Origin of the sequence: Nostoc foliaceum FACHB-393, from assembly GCF_014698505.1 — a bacterium.
Classification (GTDB): Bacteria; Cyanobacteriota; Cyanobacteriia; order Cyanobacteriales; family Nostocaceae; genus Nostoc; species Nostoc foliaceum_A.
The window spans coordinates 19,826-36,734 of record NZ_JACJTD010000063.1 but is presented as its reverse complement, the minus strand read 5'-3'; the positions used below and the strand labels follow the sequence as shown (position 1 = coordinate 36,734).

22 protein-coding genes and 2 pseudogenes are annotated in these 16,909 nt (G+C 41.5%); 12 read left to right on the top strand and 12 right to left on the bottom strand.

All coding sequences use genetic code 11. The annotated features are described in order from the left end of the window. Both H6G92_RS31395 and H6G92_RS31390 read right to left on the bottom strand, forming a co-directional pair. Nucleotides 1–215: pseudogene (locus tag H6G92_RS31395) on the bottom strand (ParB/RepB/Spo0J family partition protein); the annotation flags it as partial. Next, nucleotides 212–982 carry a ParA family protein gene (locus tag H6G92_RS31390; protein ID WP_190899776.1) on the bottom strand — a complete coding sequence of 257 codons (771 nt, stop codon included), beginning with the start codon at nucleotides 980–982 and terminating at the stop codon, nucleotides 212–214. The pseudogene H6G92_RS31395 and the gene H6G92_RS31390, both read right to left, overlap by 4 nt. 157 nt (nucleotides 983–1,139) lie before the next feature. On the opposite strand from H6G92_RS31390, the gene H6G92_RS31385 reads away from it, so the two are divergent. The 5 genes from H6G92_RS31385 to H6G92_RS31365 all read left to right on the top strand — a co-directional run bounded on the left by H6G92_RS31385 (nucleotide 1,140) and on the right by H6G92_RS31365 (nucleotide 5,704). Further along, nucleotides 1,140–1,355 (top strand): hypothetical protein, encoded by a 216-nt coding sequence (locus tag H6G92_RS31385; protein ID WP_100901991.1) that lies wholly within the window; start codon nucleotides 1,140–1,142, stop codon nucleotides 1,353–1,355. After that, nucleotides 1,345–1,773, top strand: a complete 429-nt coding sequence (locus H6G92_RS31380) for a type II toxin-antitoxin system VapC family toxin (protein WP_190899774.1) — start codon at nucleotides 1,345–1,347, stop codon at nucleotides 1,771–1,773. The genes H6G92_RS31385 and H6G92_RS31380 overlap by 11 nt, the downstream gene beginning before the upstream one ends. A 64-nt stretch (nucleotides 1,774–1,837) precedes the next feature. Then, entirely contained in the window at nucleotides 1,838–3,547 is a 1,710-nt protein-coding gene (locus H6G92_RS31375) for a DEAD/DEAH box helicase (protein WP_190899772.1), read from the top strand. Between the two features lie 19 nt (nucleotides 3,548–3,566). Continuing rightward, complete coding sequence (locus H6G92_RS31370; protein ID WP_190899770.1) at nucleotides 3,567–4,607, top strand: hypothetical protein; 1,041 nt, start codon at nucleotides 3,567–3,569, stop codon at nucleotides 4,605–4,607. A gap of 173 nt (nucleotides 4,608–4,780) precedes the next feature. Continuing rightward, nucleotides 4,781–5,704 carry a pentapeptide repeat-containing protein gene (locus tag H6G92_RS31365; protein WP_190899768.1) on the top strand — a complete coding sequence of 308 codons (924 nt, stop codon included), beginning with the start codon at nucleotides 4,781–4,783 and terminating at the stop codon, nucleotides 5,702–5,704. Between the two features lie 168 nt (nucleotides 5,705–5,872). Here H6G92_RS31365 and H6G92_RS31360 read toward each other — a convergent pair whose 3' ends face one another. Then, entirely contained in the window at nucleotides 5,873–6,499 is a 627-nt protein-coding gene (locus H6G92_RS31360; protein WP_190899766.1) for a GNAT family N-acetyltransferase, read from the bottom strand. A gap of 130 nt (nucleotides 6,500–6,629) precedes the next feature. Here H6G92_RS31360 and H6G92_RS31355 point away from each other — a divergent pair, with 130 nt between their 5' ends. After that, entirely contained in the window at nucleotides 6,630–6,914 is a 285-nt protein-coding gene (locus tag H6G92_RS31355; RefSeq protein ID WP_190899764.1) for a hypothetical protein, read from the top strand. A 218-nt stretch (nucleotides 6,915–7,132) separates the two neighbouring features. Here the strand turns inward: H6G92_RS31355 and H6G92_RS31350 are convergent, their stop codons facing one another. Further along, a complete protein-coding gene (locus H6G92_RS31350; protein ID WP_190899762.1) occupies nucleotides 7,133–7,702 on the bottom strand; it encodes a tyrosine-type recombinase/integrase in 570 nt (189 codons plus the stop codon). A gap of 425 nt (nucleotides 7,703–8,127) precedes the next feature. On the opposite strand from H6G92_RS31350, the gene H6G92_RS31345 reads away from it, so the two are divergent. From H6G92_RS31345 to H6G92_RS31315, 6 genes and pseudogenes are all read left to right on the top strand, one after another. Beyond that, entirely contained in the window at nucleotides 8,128–8,502 is a 375-nt protein-coding gene (locus H6G92_RS31345; RefSeq protein ID WP_190899760.1) for a type II toxin-antitoxin system RelE/ParE family toxin, read from the top strand. Next, a complete protein-coding gene (locus H6G92_RS31340; RefSeq protein WP_190899757.1) occupies nucleotides 8,499–8,825 on the top strand; it encodes a helix-turn-helix domain-containing protein in 327 nt (108 codons plus the stop codon). Before H6G92_RS31345 ends, H6G92_RS31340 begins: the two co-directional genes overlap by 4 nt. Before the next feature lie 565 nt (nucleotides 8,826–9,390). Continuing rightward, nucleotides 9,391–9,681, top strand: a complete 291-nt coding sequence (locus H6G92_RS31335) for a hypothetical protein (protein ID WP_190899756.1) — start codon at nucleotides 9,391–9,393, stop codon at nucleotides 9,679–9,681. A 486-nt stretch (nucleotides 9,682–10,167) separates the two neighbouring features. Beyond that, a pseudogene (locus H6G92_RS41400) lies at nucleotides 10,168–10,380 on the top strand (IS701 family transposase); the annotation flags it as partial. A gap of 111 nt (nucleotides 10,381–10,491) precedes the next feature. After that, complete coding sequence (locus H6G92_RS31320) at nucleotides 10,492–10,713, top strand: site-specific integrase (RefSeq protein WP_190899751.1); 222 nt, start codon at nucleotides 10,492–10,494, stop codon at nucleotides 10,711–10,713. 50 nt (nucleotides 10,714–10,763) lie between these two features. Continuing rightward, the gene (locus H6G92_RS31315; RefSeq protein WP_190899749.1) at nucleotides 10,764–11,768 is read left to right on the top strand and encodes a hypothetical protein; all 1,005 of its coding nucleotides are present in this window, start codon (nucleotides 10,764–10,766) and stop codon (nucleotides 11,766–11,768) included. Between the two features lie 323 nt (nucleotides 11,769–12,091). On the opposite strand, the gene H6G92_RS31310 is transcribed toward H6G92_RS31315, so the two are convergent. From H6G92_RS31310 to H6G92_RS31270, 8 genes are all read right to left on the bottom strand, one after another. Beyond that, nucleotides 12,092–13,915 (bottom strand): hypothetical protein, encoded by a 1,824-nt coding sequence (locus H6G92_RS31310; protein WP_190899747.1) that lies wholly within the window; start codon nucleotides 13,913–13,915, stop codon nucleotides 12,092–12,094. Then, on the bottom strand, nucleotides 13,912–14,490 hold the full coding sequence (locus H6G92_RS31305) for a hypothetical protein (RefSeq protein ID WP_190899745.1): 579 nt from the start codon (nucleotides 14,488–14,490) through the stop codon (nucleotides 13,912–13,914). The genes H6G92_RS31310 and H6G92_RS31305 overlap by 4 nt, the downstream gene beginning before the upstream one ends. Before the next feature lie 156 nt (nucleotides 14,491–14,646). Beyond that, a complete protein-coding gene (locus tag H6G92_RS31300; RefSeq protein ID WP_190899743.1) occupies nucleotides 14,647–15,318 on the bottom strand; it encodes a hypothetical protein in 672 nt (223 codons plus the stop codon). Beyond that, nucleotides 15,315–15,485 (bottom strand): hypothetical protein, encoded by a 171-nt coding sequence (locus H6G92_RS31295; protein WP_190899741.1) that lies wholly within the window; start codon nucleotides 15,483–15,485, stop codon nucleotides 15,315–15,317. Before H6G92_RS31295 ends, H6G92_RS31300 begins: the two co-directional genes overlap by 4 nt. A gap of 85 nt (nucleotides 15,486–15,570) precedes the next feature. Beyond that, nucleotides 15,571–15,834 (bottom strand): hypothetical protein, encoded by a 264-nt coding sequence (locus H6G92_RS31290; RefSeq protein ID WP_190899739.1) that lies wholly within the window; start codon nucleotides 15,832–15,834, stop codon nucleotides 15,571–15,573. Next, nucleotides 15,831–16,037 (bottom strand): hypothetical protein, encoded by a 207-nt coding sequence (locus H6G92_RS31285; RefSeq protein WP_190899737.1) that lies wholly within the window; start codon nucleotides 16,035–16,037, stop codon nucleotides 15,831–15,833. The genes H6G92_RS31290 and H6G92_RS31285 overlap by 4 nt, the downstream gene beginning before the upstream one ends. A 310-nt stretch (nucleotides 16,038–16,347) precedes the next feature. Next, on the bottom strand, nucleotides 16,348–16,599 hold the full coding sequence (locus H6G92_RS31275; protein ID WP_190899733.1) for a hypothetical protein: 252 nt from the start codon (nucleotides 16,597–16,599) through the stop codon (nucleotides 16,348–16,350). 104 nt (nucleotides 16,600–16,703) lie between these two features. After that, complete coding sequence (locus H6G92_RS31270; RefSeq protein WP_190899731.1) at nucleotides 16,704–16,847, bottom strand: hypothetical protein; 144 nt, start codon at nucleotides 16,845–16,847, stop codon at nucleotides 16,704–16,706. Between the last annotated feature and the right edge of the window lie 62 nt (nucleotides 16,848–16,909).

Sequence of the window (16,909 nt, the reverse complement as noted above, 5' to 3'; positions counted from 1 at the left end):
ATGCCATGCTGCTTGACTGACGAGACTAATTCTTTTAATGCTTGTGGGTCAAAGTATCGTCGGGGCTGGTGTTGAGGCAGAACTATATCTGAGAGTTTGATAGTAGTTTCAGTAGCGGCTGGCAACTCGCCATCTGGTGAGGATAACCAAGGTGCAGGGGGTGGAGTTGTAATTTGACCCCCAAAGGGTTTGTCTGTTTGTTTGCGTCGGATCATAAAGCCTCCAAAGCCTTGGCGATTTCTTCAAGAATAGCGACTACAGAATGTTTTTGGTCAAATACTGCTAGGGGCGCACGTTCTTCTGACGCATCGACAAAAGCGGTAGCTCTGGGGATGGGTGGGAAGATCCGACCCCAAGCGGAAAGTTGTTCAGTGATTGCTGCCAATGCGCGTTTATCGGCTGAGTTCTGTTGAGCATACCGTGTGGGAATAAACCCGGCTATTTGAATTTTGCGGTTAGCTTTATTTTTGACGTGGGTGATAGTTTGTAAAAGTTCGTCTGTTCCCTCAAAAGCTTTGAGATGGGTTTCGACGGGGACGAGGACGTGTGTGGCTGCGACTAAGGCGATATAGGAAAGTAGCCCTAAACTGGGGGGACAATCTATAAGGATGAAGTCGTATTCATCCAGAATAGGCTCAATGGCTTCCTTAAGGCGCAACTCGCGCATCGCAGCACTGACTAACTGCATTTCGGCTCCACTTAGGACTCGGCTTGCTGGAACCAAGTCCATGCCGTGAATGCCCTCATGAATTGGTAAGGGCTGCTCATCGATAATGGCATCAGCAACGGTTTTTTGTAACTGAGATGGCACTAACCCCATGAATTTGGTCAAGGACGCTTGGGGGTCTAGGTCGATGAGGAGGACGCGGTGTTCTCGTTTTGCTAAGTGGTATCCCAAATTTTGGGTTAGTGTTGATTTGGCGACACCACCCGCTTGGTTAAACAGGGCAATAATGCGGCATGGCTTGTCAGAAGTTGACACTGGCTTTCGTTCCTAGAAGATACGATGATCTTTGGTCAACCGGCTCGGTTTTAGTTTCCAGTTTCTTGAAGTGTATCAGATGAAGAGAAGTCCTAGCTAAGACAGTAATTTCAGCAGTAGACTTTATATAAGAAAGCAACATTATTAAGTCATTGCTATGACAACCAAACAAGCCATTTTTGAAGCGATTGAACAACTACCAGAGCAGCACCTTGCAGATGTGTTGCAGTATGTTCAACAGCTTGCTCGTACCCAGAAATCACCAGATTCAAACCCCCCCAATTCCAGTAGCGACCCCCTGGCAAACTTCATCGGTGCAGTATCTCACGGCTCCCTGGCTGCCAACTTAGACTCGGAACTCTATGGCGACTAAGTTTTTCATTGATACTTGGGGTTGGCTTACGCTCCACGACAAAAGTGAACGCTATTACCAAGAAGCCACACAAGCTTACCAACGTGCCATTGCTCAAAATGGGCAAATTTATACAACTGACTACGTTCTTGACGAAACATTCACAATATTTTTTCGACGACTTCCTGCACCGATAGCCGACCAATCCATGAAAGCGCTGCTGTCAGCTTTTTTAGCCGATAACTTTTATTTAATACGCATTACTGAAGAACGCTTTGCCCAAACCCAAGTACTCCGTTCTAAATTTCTCGATAAGCCCCTGATTTCTTTTACTGACTTGACCTCAATGGTCGTTATGCAAGAATGTAACATTACAACAATCCTCACCGAAGATGCTCACTTCACTCATGTGGGCATGGGCTTTGAGCTAGTTCCCTAATTGGTGCTGAACTGGTCAAAAGTGCGTGCGCGGTGTGGTTAAAAGTAGCTGTTAGGGGTGCGTCATGGAGAAAAACTATACATTCAAATTCAATTCTGACACTGCCTTATCAGCCCTGAAAGCTGGTAAATACGACCCGATTAACTTCTACGAGGCGCGTTTAGACCTGTTCAACCTTTCGGTAATGGCAGACTACGATCAGCTAATTTGCCTGCCCACACTAACTGCTATTGACAAATATTGGTATCAGATTGAGACAGCCCGAAAAGTACTTAGACAACTGGGTGGACGCGCATTACTAGCCGATGAAGTCGGATTGGGCAAAACCATTGAGGCGGGACTAATCATAGCCGAGTACTTAGCAAGGGGTATGGTACAGTCCATGCTGGTGTTAACTCCCGCATCCCTAGTTTCCCAGTGGCAATCAGAGTTAAGTGACAAATTTAATATTGCTACTATCACCACAGATAACCGTGACCCGCAACAACCGATAGACGAATTTTGGATCAATAATCCGCGAATTATCGCTTCATTAAACACGGCTAAGTCTGCTAAACATTATCCGCACGTCACTAGTCGCACTTGGGACTTAGTTGTTGTTGATGAAGCCCACCACCTGAAAAATCGCACTACCCTCAACTGGAAACTGGTCAATGCTCTCAATAAGCGGTTTATCCTCATGCTCACCGCTACGCCAGTGCAGAACTCCCTTGTGGAATTGTTTAATCTGCTAACTCTCCTCAAACCGGGACTGCTACAAACAGAAGCCGCTTTTAAAAAAGAATATGTCGATTCCAGGAATGGACGAGTCCCTAAAAATCCCGAAAAGTTGCGCTCTCTGATGCGGGAAGTGATGGTGCGAAATACCCGCGCCCTAGTAGATGTAAAACTGCCCAAACGCTTCGCCACCACAATTACCGTTACCCCGGCAGCAGGCGAGGAGAAACTTTACCAGGACTTGAGCGAGTATCTACGTTCTTCAGAGGATAAGCTAGACAGACTCTCCCGCACCAATTTGCTGATGCGTGCTGGTTCGTCCCCTGGTGCTTTGGCTGACTCCCTCAAGCAATTGACCAAACGCCTACCTGACTCTGAATTGAAGTCTTTAGCAAGACGAGCAGCCCAGGTGAAGCAGGTCGAGAAAGCAAAAGTTTTGGTAGAGATGCTCTCAAAATCTTCCCAGAAAACCTTGGTCTTCACGACCCATAAAGCAACTAGCACTTATTTAGCCCAAACTCTCCTTGCAGCAAATATACCCTTTGCAGAATTTACTGGTGGGATGTCCCTTAAACAGAAAGATGAGGCTATAGCCGCATTTCGGGATAATGTTTCTGTACTCTTAGCATCGGAAACAGGGGGAGAAGGACGTAACATTCAGTTTGCGAACGCGATCGTTAATTATGACCTCCCCTGGAACCCAATGAAAATAGAACAGCGCATTGGTCGTATTCACCGCATTGGACAAACCCAGGATGTTTTTATTTTTAACTTTTGTCTCAAGGGCAGTATCGAAGAATATATTCTGCGGATCTTGCATGACAAAATTAATATGTTTGAACTAGTGGTCGGAGAGATTGAAACAATTTTGGGGAACGTGGATGATGAATTTGACTTTAGTGAAATTGTTATGGATATCTGGCTCAAGCATCAGATCAAGCCCGAATTAGATACAGCCTTCGAGCAATTGGCAGATAATTTGTTGAAAGCCAAAAACCAGTATCAGCAAATTCAGGAACTGGATGAACAGATTTTTGGCGAAGATTTTGAAGCTTGAGAAATTGATTTGACTAACTATGATTTCAGATCCAATTATTGCTACTTTAGAAAAAATTGTTTCTCTGCATGATGGAATAGCAGAACCTGCTGGTGAACACATTTTGAATGTGTTGTTAACAGAAAATATAGCATCGCTGCTTTCGCTCCCCGAAGAAGTTACTTTTACAACTATTGCTGATGTACCCCAAAGTGTTTTTGTCACCTATCATTCAGAAGTCTTAAATAAGCTATCTGAACTATTAGCTGTTAAAGGACTTATTAGTGCGTTGGGTGTTAAATTCGATGGACATCTGAAAAACACAGGCTTTGAGAAAATTTTATTGGAGAGACTCGCACCTCAAAATGGCTTAATTCGTTTTTTAGATGCTAAACCAGAAATTACTCGTTATATCTTGTGTAATGTCGCTTACACAGCCAATGCTTCCGAAAAAAGGATTGGTTTAGTTTCGTTCATTATCAATGAAATAACAGGAGTAACACCAGTAGAAATTGGGGATGCTCTGTTTTGGGAGTCTGACCTAATGACTGTGGAGCATCAAGAGACACCATTGGCGATGCCAATTGAAGAGTTGTTGAGGTTAATCGAACATCAAAGTGCAATATTAATTGGAAAATCTCTAGATAATTGGCAGGCTAAATTAACAAGAGCTAGAGCTAGAGATGAAGAAAGACTCAAGGATTATTACAACACGATTAGCGACTCGATTCGCAACAAGATTGAGTTAAAAAAATTGATTGGTGATGAACTAGATAAAGAACTAGCACGAATTGAAGCCACTAATAGAGAGTTAGAGAGAAAATTGTTAGATATCCAAGAGCGTTATGCAATGAGTGTAGAAGCTTCGTTGCACAGTGCAATGATTATCCATCTCCCTACGGTACATATTCAGTGTGAGTTGCAACGAAAGAAAGTAAAACGGACTGTAACAGCAGTTTGGAATCCGTTCACTAAAATTCTTGAGCCGCTTCGCTGTGAATTATCAGGAGAACCTGTTTACAATTTCTATTTAGATGACAAGTCAGCCAAAATTATCTCACCGACAGTCTGGATAAAGTAATTTTTGACTCCTAATTTACCTATCTCTACAATTAATATGTTGTTACAACTACCAATTTTCGACTACATCTGGTTATATTAAGCACGTAGACAGCAGAAGGCTAAATAATCTTGAGAAGCAATCAATCAAAGCAGAAAGTCAAATCATTATTATGGCTAAAGCGACTTTTACTTTTGACTGTTTGGCTTAGTGCTTTGATAGTTTTGATAATTACCTTATTTTTTTCCGACCCAATTGCTAACTGGCTTTCAAATTTAGGTTTTATCAAGATACTTGATGCTCTTAGTAAACTGGGGGTGCTGATAGGTGTAACGGTTTTCCTACTTGAACTCCCAAAACGAGAAGAAAGAATTATTGCTGAAAGAAAGAGGTCACATTTTGAGTACTGGAAAGCCATCGATGCGGCTGCTGCTTCTGGTACAGTTACTAGCTATGCTAGAAAAATTGCTCTGGAAGAATTAGCCAGTGATGGTGTTTCTTTGCGAAATATAGATGCTCCAAATGCTGATTTAAAACGTATTGACTTAACTGGAGCAGATTTAGTAGGAGCTAATCTCACAGGGGTTGATTTTACACAAGCAAGACTTGAGGAAGCTAATCTTAGTAAAGCTAAACTTTATAGAGCTAGACTTTATGGTGCTTCTCTTCTAAAAGCAAAAATGGAAAGTACCGACCTAAGAGAAGTTTTATATGATGAATATACCAAGTTTCCAATAGGTTTCAACGCGGCGGCAGCAGGAGCTTACTTGATTGCCCCTCATGTTTCTCTTCAACAAGTTAAACTCTCAAAAGCAATTCTTTGGGGTGTTAATCTTCAGGAAGCTAACCTTGAGGGTTCTGATTTTGCCGAGGCTAGTTTTCGTGGAGCAGTTCTTAAAAATGCCAATCTCCAAAGCGCCAATTTGAAAGAAGCAAAGTTTGGAAATGCTAACCTTGAAGGAGCAAAGCTTAATAACGCCAATATAGAAGGAGCTAATTTTTGGAACGCTAAAGGTTTAACTATAGAACAAGTTAAATCTGCCCAAAATTGGGAAACCGCAGAGTACAGTAAGCATTTCTGTGAACAGCTTGGTTTATCTCCCCGGTTAATGCCATGACAACCAATTTACCGATGAAATTGTCACACTTGCCCAACAGCTTACCATTAGATGGTGCTGTCCGCATCGAGCTAGTGGAAGGAGTGCCGATTTTTCGAGCTTCCAGCTTAGTACAGGGACCCCACTCCTCCTGCCTTGTCATAACGACAATTTTTAACGCCAACCTACTTATATCAAAACTAAAAGTTTGCTTCTTCTGCTAATTTTGCGAAGTTCGCTTGGAAGATTTTGCTCTTGGACTAAAGTAAAACCATTACGTATATAAAATCTGAATGATACAATAGTAGGGAACACATAAATTGGTTTAACACCTCTGCGTGCGAGGTTTTGCACTAAATAAGATCCCAACCCCAGACGACGATAATTTGGCTTAACATACAATTCATCTAACCACGAATAACTAGCTTTCTTAGACTGTATAGCATAACCTACTAAACGATTATTATGTTCTATTACCAAAACTATTGAACCATCTTGTCTAGCAAGATTATTTGTGATATGTAAAAAATTACCTCGTAATGAAACAATGAATATTAGTAGGTGTGATAGTAGTACAGCTATCCAAAAAGATTGATAAAGACTAATACCTTGAAAAATAGGAACTTTTTCCAAAAGCTCTCGACCATCAAAAAATTCAAAAACAACAATCACAAAACCTAATAACAGTAAATAATGATATAAATATGCTGTAAATGAAGAATTTAACTTCAAAAGATAAATTTGATATATTGCTTTGTCGTTCTTCTGTAGTTGGCGAATAGTATAATCTGCGGGGAAAGATGAAGCTCTAGTCATTTCAGCCCTCACTAATAATCTAATACGTTAAACTCATCAAGAGTCTCTTATTAAAATTCCCAAAAACGCTAGACAAAATTAGATATAGGCTAAAAAATGCAGGGTCTACAGTAAGCGCGATGAAAGTCAATTGGCGCGGACGCGCCAAGAGTATTTGCAGGAATTAGCAAACGATATGGGAATTCCCATATCGTCTTTAACAATTGAAATTTCTGGGTATGGTAAAGAACAAGGTACTCAAACCAATTCGCGCATGAGCGCAATTAAAATCAGTATTGTGAAACCTTTTCGCATTTCTGCGAGACTGTTGAATGGTGGGAGGATTCACAATATGATCTTCGGGCGATATGCGGACATTTACCTAGACATCTTTATCAATATTGTTACCAGAATAAAGAGATACATCCGCGTGTAGGGGATAGTTCTGTAGCTAACCAAGGATTGATGTTTCTATTCTATTCTGTCACGCAAAGACTTATGAACTGCAATGTATAAAAAATACTTATTATTAATGAATGAATGAAATATAGGAAGCCGATACGTTTAAAGAAGTAACAATTGTCTGTATCCTGAAATGGATTTTTTAGTGAGCGCACATTTTTTGCCCAACTTCACAAAATCACGTTGCTCCCCTCAAAAATCCAAAGCAGAGATAGCGTTCTGCTTCTGCTTCTCAGTTACCCCCAGATATCGCTCCAAAGCTGCCAAAGTCCGATGCCCCGATATCTCCTGAATGTGGCGCAAAGGTATCCCGGCATCGCTCATCCTGGTTAACGCTGTTCTCCTGAAACTGTGCGTACTAACCCCCTCAATCCCCAGCCGCACACAGGTATCTCTGAGGATTTTGTCAGCACTGACCTTGTGAATATGTAACAACCCATGCCGACCGGGAAACAAGAACTCCTTGCGGCGGTTGGGGTTGTACTCTTCTAAATACTGCTTGAGCTTGGGATGCACTCGAATTTCCCTAGTGTCCCGCTTGCCTTTGGTGTTGATGCTGCGTAGCACTAACACGCCTCTGACACCGTTGCTGCCAAACACGTCATTTACTGCTAAAGTGCAGGCTTCATTGATTCGGCAGGCCGCATAAAGACACACGCCAAACAGAGCGCGATCGCGCGGGTTGACAAAGCCCTCGTTAAATAGGAGATTGATTTGATCGGGTGTGAGGATTTCTGCTCTGCCGAATCGATTGATTTTCATAGGGTCTAGCTTACATGGTCTTTCTGCAATTAAACAATGTAACTGACCAAAAAGCCTATTGTTTCGTCAGCGATGACACCCGATTAACCCAGACTTATCAATCAGCCCTCAAGCACTCACGCTACAAGCCGCATTCTTTCGTTGGCTGATAAAAATAGCTTATGTTTGCAACGCGATTACCACTTGCAGGTATGATCCGCACCAGTATGATTTGCTCATGTTGCGGCTTGCTCAACTGTCTATACTGCTTCTATACCCCTGGTTGATAAGGGAGTTGCTATCAAAACCGATATCAATTTTCTCTCCACCAGCGTCTACACGGCAGTCTAGAAGGAAACCAACTGTAAATAAAATTTACCTCTCTTGTGGTGCGGGGGACATTTCATGCTATTGTCTGACTGATTTTATAGGAAATTTCATATAATATGGAAGATGATGAGGATATTATAGAAATTCCTTTACGACCTCTTGTTTGGATGGGAGACTCTCTCAAAAATATCCGTTCATTTCCTCTTGAAGTGCGTGCATCAGTAGGCTATGCGCTGCAATTGGTGCAAGCAGGGGAAACACCAATGGATGCCAAGCCTTTTAAAGGGGTTGGAAGCGGCGTGTATGAAATCGTCAAACGCTACGATACCGATACTTACAGAGCAGTCTATGCGGTAAAGATTGGAGAGAAAATCTATGTCCTGCACGCTTTTCAGAAGAAATCAAAGCAGGGGATTAAAACTCCACAGGCTGATGTTGATCTGATTAAACAACGCTATAAGGATGCGGTAGCAAGGGAGAAACAAGAATGACACAGGAACCGATTTTTGAAGAAAGCAGTGGCAATGTATTTGCTGACCTCGATTTGGAGAATGCTTCGGAACTTTTTACACGGGGCAAGATAGGGATTCAGGTACTGCGCCTTTTGAAACAACGCAACCTGAAACAACGCGAAATCAGCGAACTTCTTGGCATTCCGCAGCCAGAAGTATCTCATTTGATGAAAGGAGAGTTTCAACGGTTCAGCGAGGGCAAACTGCTCATTTTCCTCAAGCGACTCGATACGGAAATCACCTTACATCTTCGCCCTCGTCACGCGCAGGGCGAATCTACTGAAACTGTGATATCGCTATAGGGAAGGATGGAAGCCTGAAAATTTCTTAATTCTTACGGTACATAAAATGGCGATTTCCAATACCTAAACCATTATCCAGCTGTTGGACCCTGGATATTGGGGTTTTGCTCCTGTTGCGGCCGAATTGTCTACACTCGCTTCTATACCCTCGGTTGATAAACTGTTGCTATCAGGATGTGATATCAACTGTAGACAACAGCTTCCGCATAGGCGATGGCACTAACTAAGGCGTTCAAAAAGTGATATTTCTTAACTTGCCGATACGCGTCTATGCACCCTTGTAACGCCGCACCCAATATTGAGCAACTGCTATACAGACTTAATTGTCACCAATGTTGATGTACCAATGCAAAGTAAATAGATAAATTTTAGTATCTCAACTTACAAACTTATTTAACATTATTCCTCTCTTAAGTTAGAGATATAGTGAAGTATTAGTAATTATCTTGTTAATTATATAGTTAGATTTAGCTTCTAATTATCGAAATTTCAACTTATTAAGCAATCATGTTTTTTCTTCTAGGAAGACTGCTATTTTTTCCAAATTTAATAGGACAAATGAGCAATGGAAAATATCAAATTTTCTCAACTGAACTTTAGTAATTCTGGAAAGCTTATAGATATTGAAAAATTTCTGCGAGACTTAGATAATACAGAGGCTATGGCTTTGCAGGGAGGAGAAGTACTCAGCATTTCTAACACTTATAACTTCTTTATTTATAAACTTCCTAATTCCAGTGCAGCTCCTGGTGATAGTGCTACTTTGGATGAAGAGGGCGCTGGTAATGCTAGTAATAATGGGGATGGTGGTGCTGGGTCATATGACTATGGCGTGATTGATAAAATATCAAGGTAGCACAGCAATATGAGCTAACTGTAACTTTTCATAAATCATGTTGTTGAGCCTAAAATTTTTTACATACAGCAATCCTGAATTGTTTGTGAATGCTAAAGATTTCTCTTCTTTGCGCCTTTGTGCGACGTTAATTACTACAACGTGACCGCACTTTCTACCCTGGGATTCTCCTTTGAAGTACAAGTTAGACATTGCCCGCCTTGAAGAAAGTGGGAACCCGCAAGGGCGCACTGACTTGTCTGCGTCAGATTCTTATTCAAGGTCTATGTTAACCATCTAATCCCTCTTTTGTTACTACGGGGAGAGTATAATCAGGAGGCAACCTGGAAAAAGTAAGTAACAGGAATGGTTACACCGCGTAGACAGGCAGTAAACACAGTTGCTTTCATAGATAACTATTGCCAACACTATTATTCAGTATTTGAGGATGTGAGGCATTTTGAAGCTTCAGAATTTTCGTCACACACTGAATCTAATCTTCTTCACTATAGCCAACATCCTTATTGGGAGTCTGGCACTACATGGAAGAGTGCCTTAAATAACCTGAGATTGATTATTCAACCCTATATTTTTTACTGTTTGATTCAACCTTGGCTCACAGTATTTAATATTCCTGGCATGAAACGTTGCTTTTTGAAATTAATTAACTTCATGAATAATTTTCGGGCTTCTCCAGTCAGTTTCCCTATAGCTAGTTGAATTTCTTGCTAATTTTTCTTTTCCTAAAGTAACAAAAGAGGGATTATCTATTTGAGTCGTCGTGGAAGCGCAAGTATAGTGACCGAGGTGTGAGAAAAATTCTGGAAAAGTATGCAACGGCTGCGGGACTCAATAGAGCGATCTCACCTCACAGGCTACGACAGGCTACGCCACTTTTTGCTGACATGGTTGAAGAAGCAAGGGATTGATGATGCAATGATTCAACCTTACTCAGGACACTCGTCTCGGCAGTCGCTGGAGGTATACTCACGGTTATCTATAGGAGAAGCTCAAAAAGAATACGATTCTGTGATCGGAAGGTTTCCAGTTTAATAGCTACACTTGTGTGCTTAAACCTGCTATGGACAACATTCTGAGGGAACTTGGCACTTGGTGACACCTACCCTAACACTTCCCCTAAAACTATGATCTTTGTAAAACGAAAACAAGAACCATCACCAATAATTTATTTCATTTTGATAATTTCTTTAATTTTAGGTATTAGTTTTGATATTTGGTCTCAAAATTATAATTTAGTATCAAAAGAAATAAGTATAATAGAATCTGGAAATTTAGTAAAAAAGAATATTTTATCTAATCATCCAGTAGGGAGAATAGCTGAAGTTTTAAGTAATTTTTTTTATGGGTTGTCAGCCTCAATATTTATTCTTGTATTTATTCAAAATCGAATAGATGCTAAGGAGCAAGAGCAAAGAGAAAATAATTTAAATCAAATCAATCAAGCAATTAATATAAATGTATTTGACTCTTTATTTAAAACTCTTATTCCTATAGAAATATATGAAATACTAAAAAAAGATACTATTAACAATAAAATTTTGAGAAAAAATGCTATTTGGATTTATGATTTTAAAGAATTTCAGGGTAAAATAGAACTTATACAAACAATGAAATATCAATTACATAACACAAGTATTGAAGAGGTTTTGAACCCTTTTATTATAACGTTTAAAAAAACGCCAACAGCAATAAATAGCTCTTTAGAAATTGCACGTTGCCAACTAGAGGGTCAGTTATTATTTGAGTGGGATACAAAGGATAAAACTCAAACTAAGGGAGTCAAAAAAGAAACTCATGAAGAAATAATTTTTGAACTGAAAATACCAGCCAAAAAGTATGTTGATGCATATTTTATATTTAAGACAATTTATGAAGAAAGCGTTACAGATTTTTACAGCACAAGATATCCAATAATTAATGCAGACTTAACCGTTACTTTCCCTGAGGAGTATGAATTTGAAATATTGGAATTAATGTCAACAGACTTAAAATGTACATTATGTGAAAAAAACAGACATTTTTATGAAATTAGAGGTGGCATACTTCCTTATCAAAGCTTTATTTGTTTTCTGAAGAAAAAGATTTAAAAACTGTTTGTAGTTCCATGTCTTAAAACTGGATGCTTCATTGACAACTGAGGCATAGTTAAGATAGCCAAAAACCATAATTTTTTCTATTTCAACGATTACAATTTTCAGCATGATTTTGTTAAACATCTAATAATAAATTGCTATTGATTGGCTAATTTATTATTTGTGTATCTGCCGTGGCTGTCCACGTTGCCGTAACCATGCCGTAGGCTACGACCAATACAGGGTATGGATTGCCGTGATTCCTGCCGTATGCCGTGTCCACCCATAAAAGCCCCTTAAACATCCCTTATTATGACCACGGCATTACGGCAATCCTTTCACCAATCAGGCAGGGAGTAGCTATCATTCCCGTCAGAATTTATCTTCTCAGTCTTAACTAATTCAGCTAGTCCATCAATTAATTCTGACTCTGAATAACCAGATAACCTGTCTGCTTTCTTCAAATCGCGTAATGTTTTTGGCGTTTTCGACTTCACATTCTGGAAGTATTCATAAATCTTTTTAGCTACTTCAGATAATGGTTTGGGATGTATCTGGTGAGCCGGACTTAAATTAAATTCCAGGTCAAAGACTCTATCTAGATATTCCTGCTCCGAAGCAATCGAGTTGGCTTGATTAGATAAAAGAGGCATTAATGCCACAACAAAACCACCAACAGAAGCAATCATCACTGGACGTAAGTTTTGATAAGAGACTGCTTTCACTGACAGATATTTAGATTTAATTTGTTCTCTCTCTTGTTTACCTGGAATAATGTCACCTCTATTTAAAATCAACTCCAGTACCCCATAAGATTCTTGTTCCCTTCCATTCTTGATATACCTGTTACCTAACAGCAGCAAGTTGAGGCACATACGAGTTTGAGCATCCATCTTTTCAATGCCCAAAGCCGCCAAATTAAAAGACTGTAGGGAGGCAATAAACTTAGTATTAAACTCTCTACCAATCAGTAAAACGTCAAGTAATTTACCCCCATAATTCCAGTCGGAGTAATGCTTACTTAATTGGTCAGCAATCACTAACCAGTCATCCAAAATTAGAATCAATGGTGGTAAGGATTCGCGCTTTGATTCTGGTAGTTGCTTACGCTTTTTGTACTCGGTGTAAAAGTTGTCAATTACCTCTTTGGCTAGGTCTGGGTTTTCCCCGTCAAAGACAATTACTCTCTCTTTCGACCGTAAACCGCAGAAACTATCATTCTTAGCACTAATCACCCAAATATCAGCCGTTGGGGAATCAGCTAAGATTTTCCCAATTAGGTAATTGAGGGTGACTGATTTACCACTCCCTGGTGCGGCGACTAAAGCAGTGGAACTATCGGCTCTGGCTAAGGCTTGCAAAGTACTTAGGGCAAGAGCTTCTGATGGGTCAAGGCTACTATTCGTATTTTGTTGTAATGTCTGCTGTTGAGAGCCAGTCACTTTATCGTCACCCCTGGCGATATCCTGCATTGATTGCCCTGGTAATGCCCCGGCGGGTTGTCCAGTTGCCTGTTGCAGCTGCACCCGTGCTTCGGCTTCTGCCCTTAATCTAACTTGCTCCTGAAAAATAGCTAACTCTTGCGGTGTCATTCGTGACAACTGCGCCTCTCTTACCCGTCTATTCTCCGCCCATTGGTGGAATTCGTAATCTAGTTGGGCGCTATATGCTTCCTTATGGAGCCTTAACCCTGACCAAAGTTTAGAAATTAACCAGTTGCTACGAATTTCTTCCCTAACTGAAGGCATTAGTTGGATTAATCGCCATTCCCTAGCTTTGGATAAGGTAAAGGCTCCACCAACGAATAGCACTGAAGCTAATCCCCACCAAGCCTTATCCGGGTTACTTGGGGGGATTATTCTTAATCTGGTTGCTTTGGTTGGCAAGAAGTTATCACGTTGAAACTCTGGGTTAGCTGGGGCATAAGCTTCAGCATAAAACTCCGCTTCGGGCATTATGTAACGCTTGTTGGGAGTGCAGTACCTTTGACGGTTAACTGGATGAGTGAGCTTTTCGGGGATGAAGCAATATTCAACCAAACTAATCTGAGTGCCTGTGAATGACTTTGCCCCACAAATTAAGCCAATGGTTGCTAGCACCCCTACAGTGATATTGTTGGCTGTTCCCGAACGCAAGTAATCCTCAAACTGCTTACGTTTCATTGGCTTCTCCCCCTCGTCATAGCTGCAAGCAACAACACTCCCAATGCTGCCAACCCCATCAACAGCCAAGGTGTTTCAGTCTGGGGACTGGGCTTAACTTCGTACTGTCTTACTTCTGAATAGAACCTTGTCTTACCCGTCTTACTAGCGTTAGACACCATTCGATACTCGTCAAACGCCACCCAAAGAGTTGCCCCTACACTTGCAGTTTGGGCAGTCGCCACCATGAAGTCTTTACCAATATGGATTCTGCCGTCATATTGAATTTTCGTGAGAGTGTTGGCGAAAAATAGCCCAAGTACAATGCTGCTTAAAGTGCCAGAAGCGATCGCCCCAATTCCCAAACTCGTTAGTAGGCTAACTCCAGTGTTTGCAGTAAATACGCCCAAGAATGTAGCCAGTGCTTTGTTTAGCAGTTGTTTGTTACTGAAGACATCACGAATGGATTGCTCAAGGCGTAAGCCGTCTTCGCTCTCTGGGGTCGGTTTTTCTGAAGTAGTTTCACCCCACATTAACGGTGTGGACTGTTCACTGGTATTTTGGAACTGTGATAATAGGGAATCAATTTCATTCATGTTTACCTCGCGTGGGTGAAACAGAAAAAGCCAGAGTCTAGAAGAGGCTTCGGGGCTTCGGGGCAGAGGAGAGGTTACAAGTCCATTCCCCCCTGCACAAGAGCACCTCTGCTCCCCTGCTCTCTTCTGTCTGCTGGCAAACGACTTACTTATGGCTTAGATGCCCATGAAATTGCGGAACCACTGCCCCACACGACTAATTCCAGCAGTGCGCGAGTAGTTTGGCTTGGGTATGCGGTCGGTTTTCGCTTCACTGCCATTAGTCCACAGTGCGCTAGTTACCGCAGTTTCATAAGCGCGATCTGCTGCGTCTTGTGTCTCAGGCAGCTTGTTAGAAGCTTTGATTAAATCAGCCTCATATTTTGCGATCGCCATGAGGTCTGCTGTGGCCCCCGCTATCTGAATCAAGGATGAGCGTTGAGCGTGACGGGTTGCCTCCGCAGTGGTGGCGTTGACGTGTTCTGCCTGCATCTCGGTCATCTCGTTCTTAAAACGCTGCTCGACTGTCTTACTGGTGTTGATAGCTTTCAGGGTTTGCGTTCCGTGCTTCTGGGTGAGTTGCACCAGTTCAGCGTAGGCTTGGTTTATATCGCCTGTGGTTTCAATGATTTCCCGGTATGCCTCCAAAGCCTTGGGTAAATTGGCTTTTGCAGTGTCAGACAGTCGCGCCATGTCTGCAATTTTGGTGATTACGGTTTGGTCGCCCAGAACTGCTTTGTTAAAATCTTCTGCCGATACATCAAACAGTTTGCCCATTGCGCCGAGTGTACCGGGGGCATTGTTGGGGATATGGTTTTTTAACTTGGCTGTTCCATAATTCCGAGTCATTGCTGTTCATCCTCCTCTTCTGCCAGAGGGTTAACAGTAGAAATGAAATGCACTGCGGCTTGACTATTAGATGCGGCTGTCAATGCGTCTTCTGGTTTTTCGTAGGGTGTTACCTTGCTGACCCCCTGATCCGTATTCTCTGCTTCACACAGATAATATTTGCTCATCTTGGTAAAATCCTTGTGTATCTATGATGCGTAGATGCGAGTAGGGCGATCGCCAAGATTCGCAGTCCATGCGATCGCTCGTCCCCTATTCCTCATGACCAGAGAAAGCGGCTCTAGTTAATGCACTCGCTAAGAAACCACCCCCACATACAAAGATTCCTCCGATACTGAATTCCCTCTGCTTTGCCCAATTGACACGACTCATCAAGGTATTTTGGGCAGAATTTGTTGCCATTATGCTCAAGCCGTGACAAATCAATGCTGCGCTGCCGAATAATCCTGCTGTCAAGAGAAGTGCAATTGCGCTTGCGTGTAATGCGGTATCAATCGAGTCAATCACTTTCTTCATTGCTTGAATCCCTCAAGACTAAATATTTCCAATGACTCAGAGTTTGGTAATGCTGAAAAACGAAGTTCGTTAAGAGCTTGAATAGCGTCCCCAATTGATAAATCTGGGTGATAGTCAAGTGCTTTAAACTGTGGATGCTGCCTAATTAAGGTTAGTAATTGTTGGGCTTGTGCAATCAATTCTGGTAGTGGTTGAGTATTCATAATTCACCTCAAAAAATTGATAATTGCAGTGATTCCTGGTTTATAACAGAGGCATTCGTACTCATGTTTGACACTTCATAACAGTGAGTAGTCAAAGCCTTGTGATTGAGCAATAAATCAGCCTTCTTTCGTTGTCCAGCCAGAGGGCGAAAGTGGTACTTTGGATGTTGGATTGTGCCTGTTTTAAATAGGTACTGATAGAGCGTTCTATCGATTTGGTAAACCTTAGAGTTGGTGAGTAGGGTTGAGTCATAGACTCTGCTTATATTATTCATTGCTGCCTCTATTGACTCCAAAAGAGTACAAATGATTACACATTCTTGCTGTTGTTTGTTGCATAAGTTTCTTCCTCAACTTGGGAATAAAACTCGATATCTAAAATTGCTTCGTGAATCTCGAAGAGTGCTTGAATGGCATCACCGAGGCGGAGGTCATTTGACGTAGTGAATCGCTCTGATGCTTCCAATTTCATGTACTCTGGTGTTGCCCTCAACATCCTCAAACTCTCTTCTTTCCCTTTGAGAATTGCTAAAATTTGCTCGACAGTCAAAATTTGCTGCATAGATATACGCTCCAAAGAAACTAGGAATTGTGATACAAGCTATTAAAAGGACTGGGCGGATTTTGAAAGCAAGCCACTGATAATCAGCTTCTAATTTGTGCCGTTCATTGTCTGTTTTGGTTGACATACATTACTAATCCCACAGTAAATAACCCAACTCCCAAAGGCGATATAACTGCTGCTACACCACCAATTAGGGAGAGGGTAGCCACACCAGAATAAAAACAAACTTCAGTTAGTAAGTGCATTTTTCTTTCCTTTGAAATGAAGTGCAAGAGAAATAGAAATCTGGCATCGGATAATGCCATCC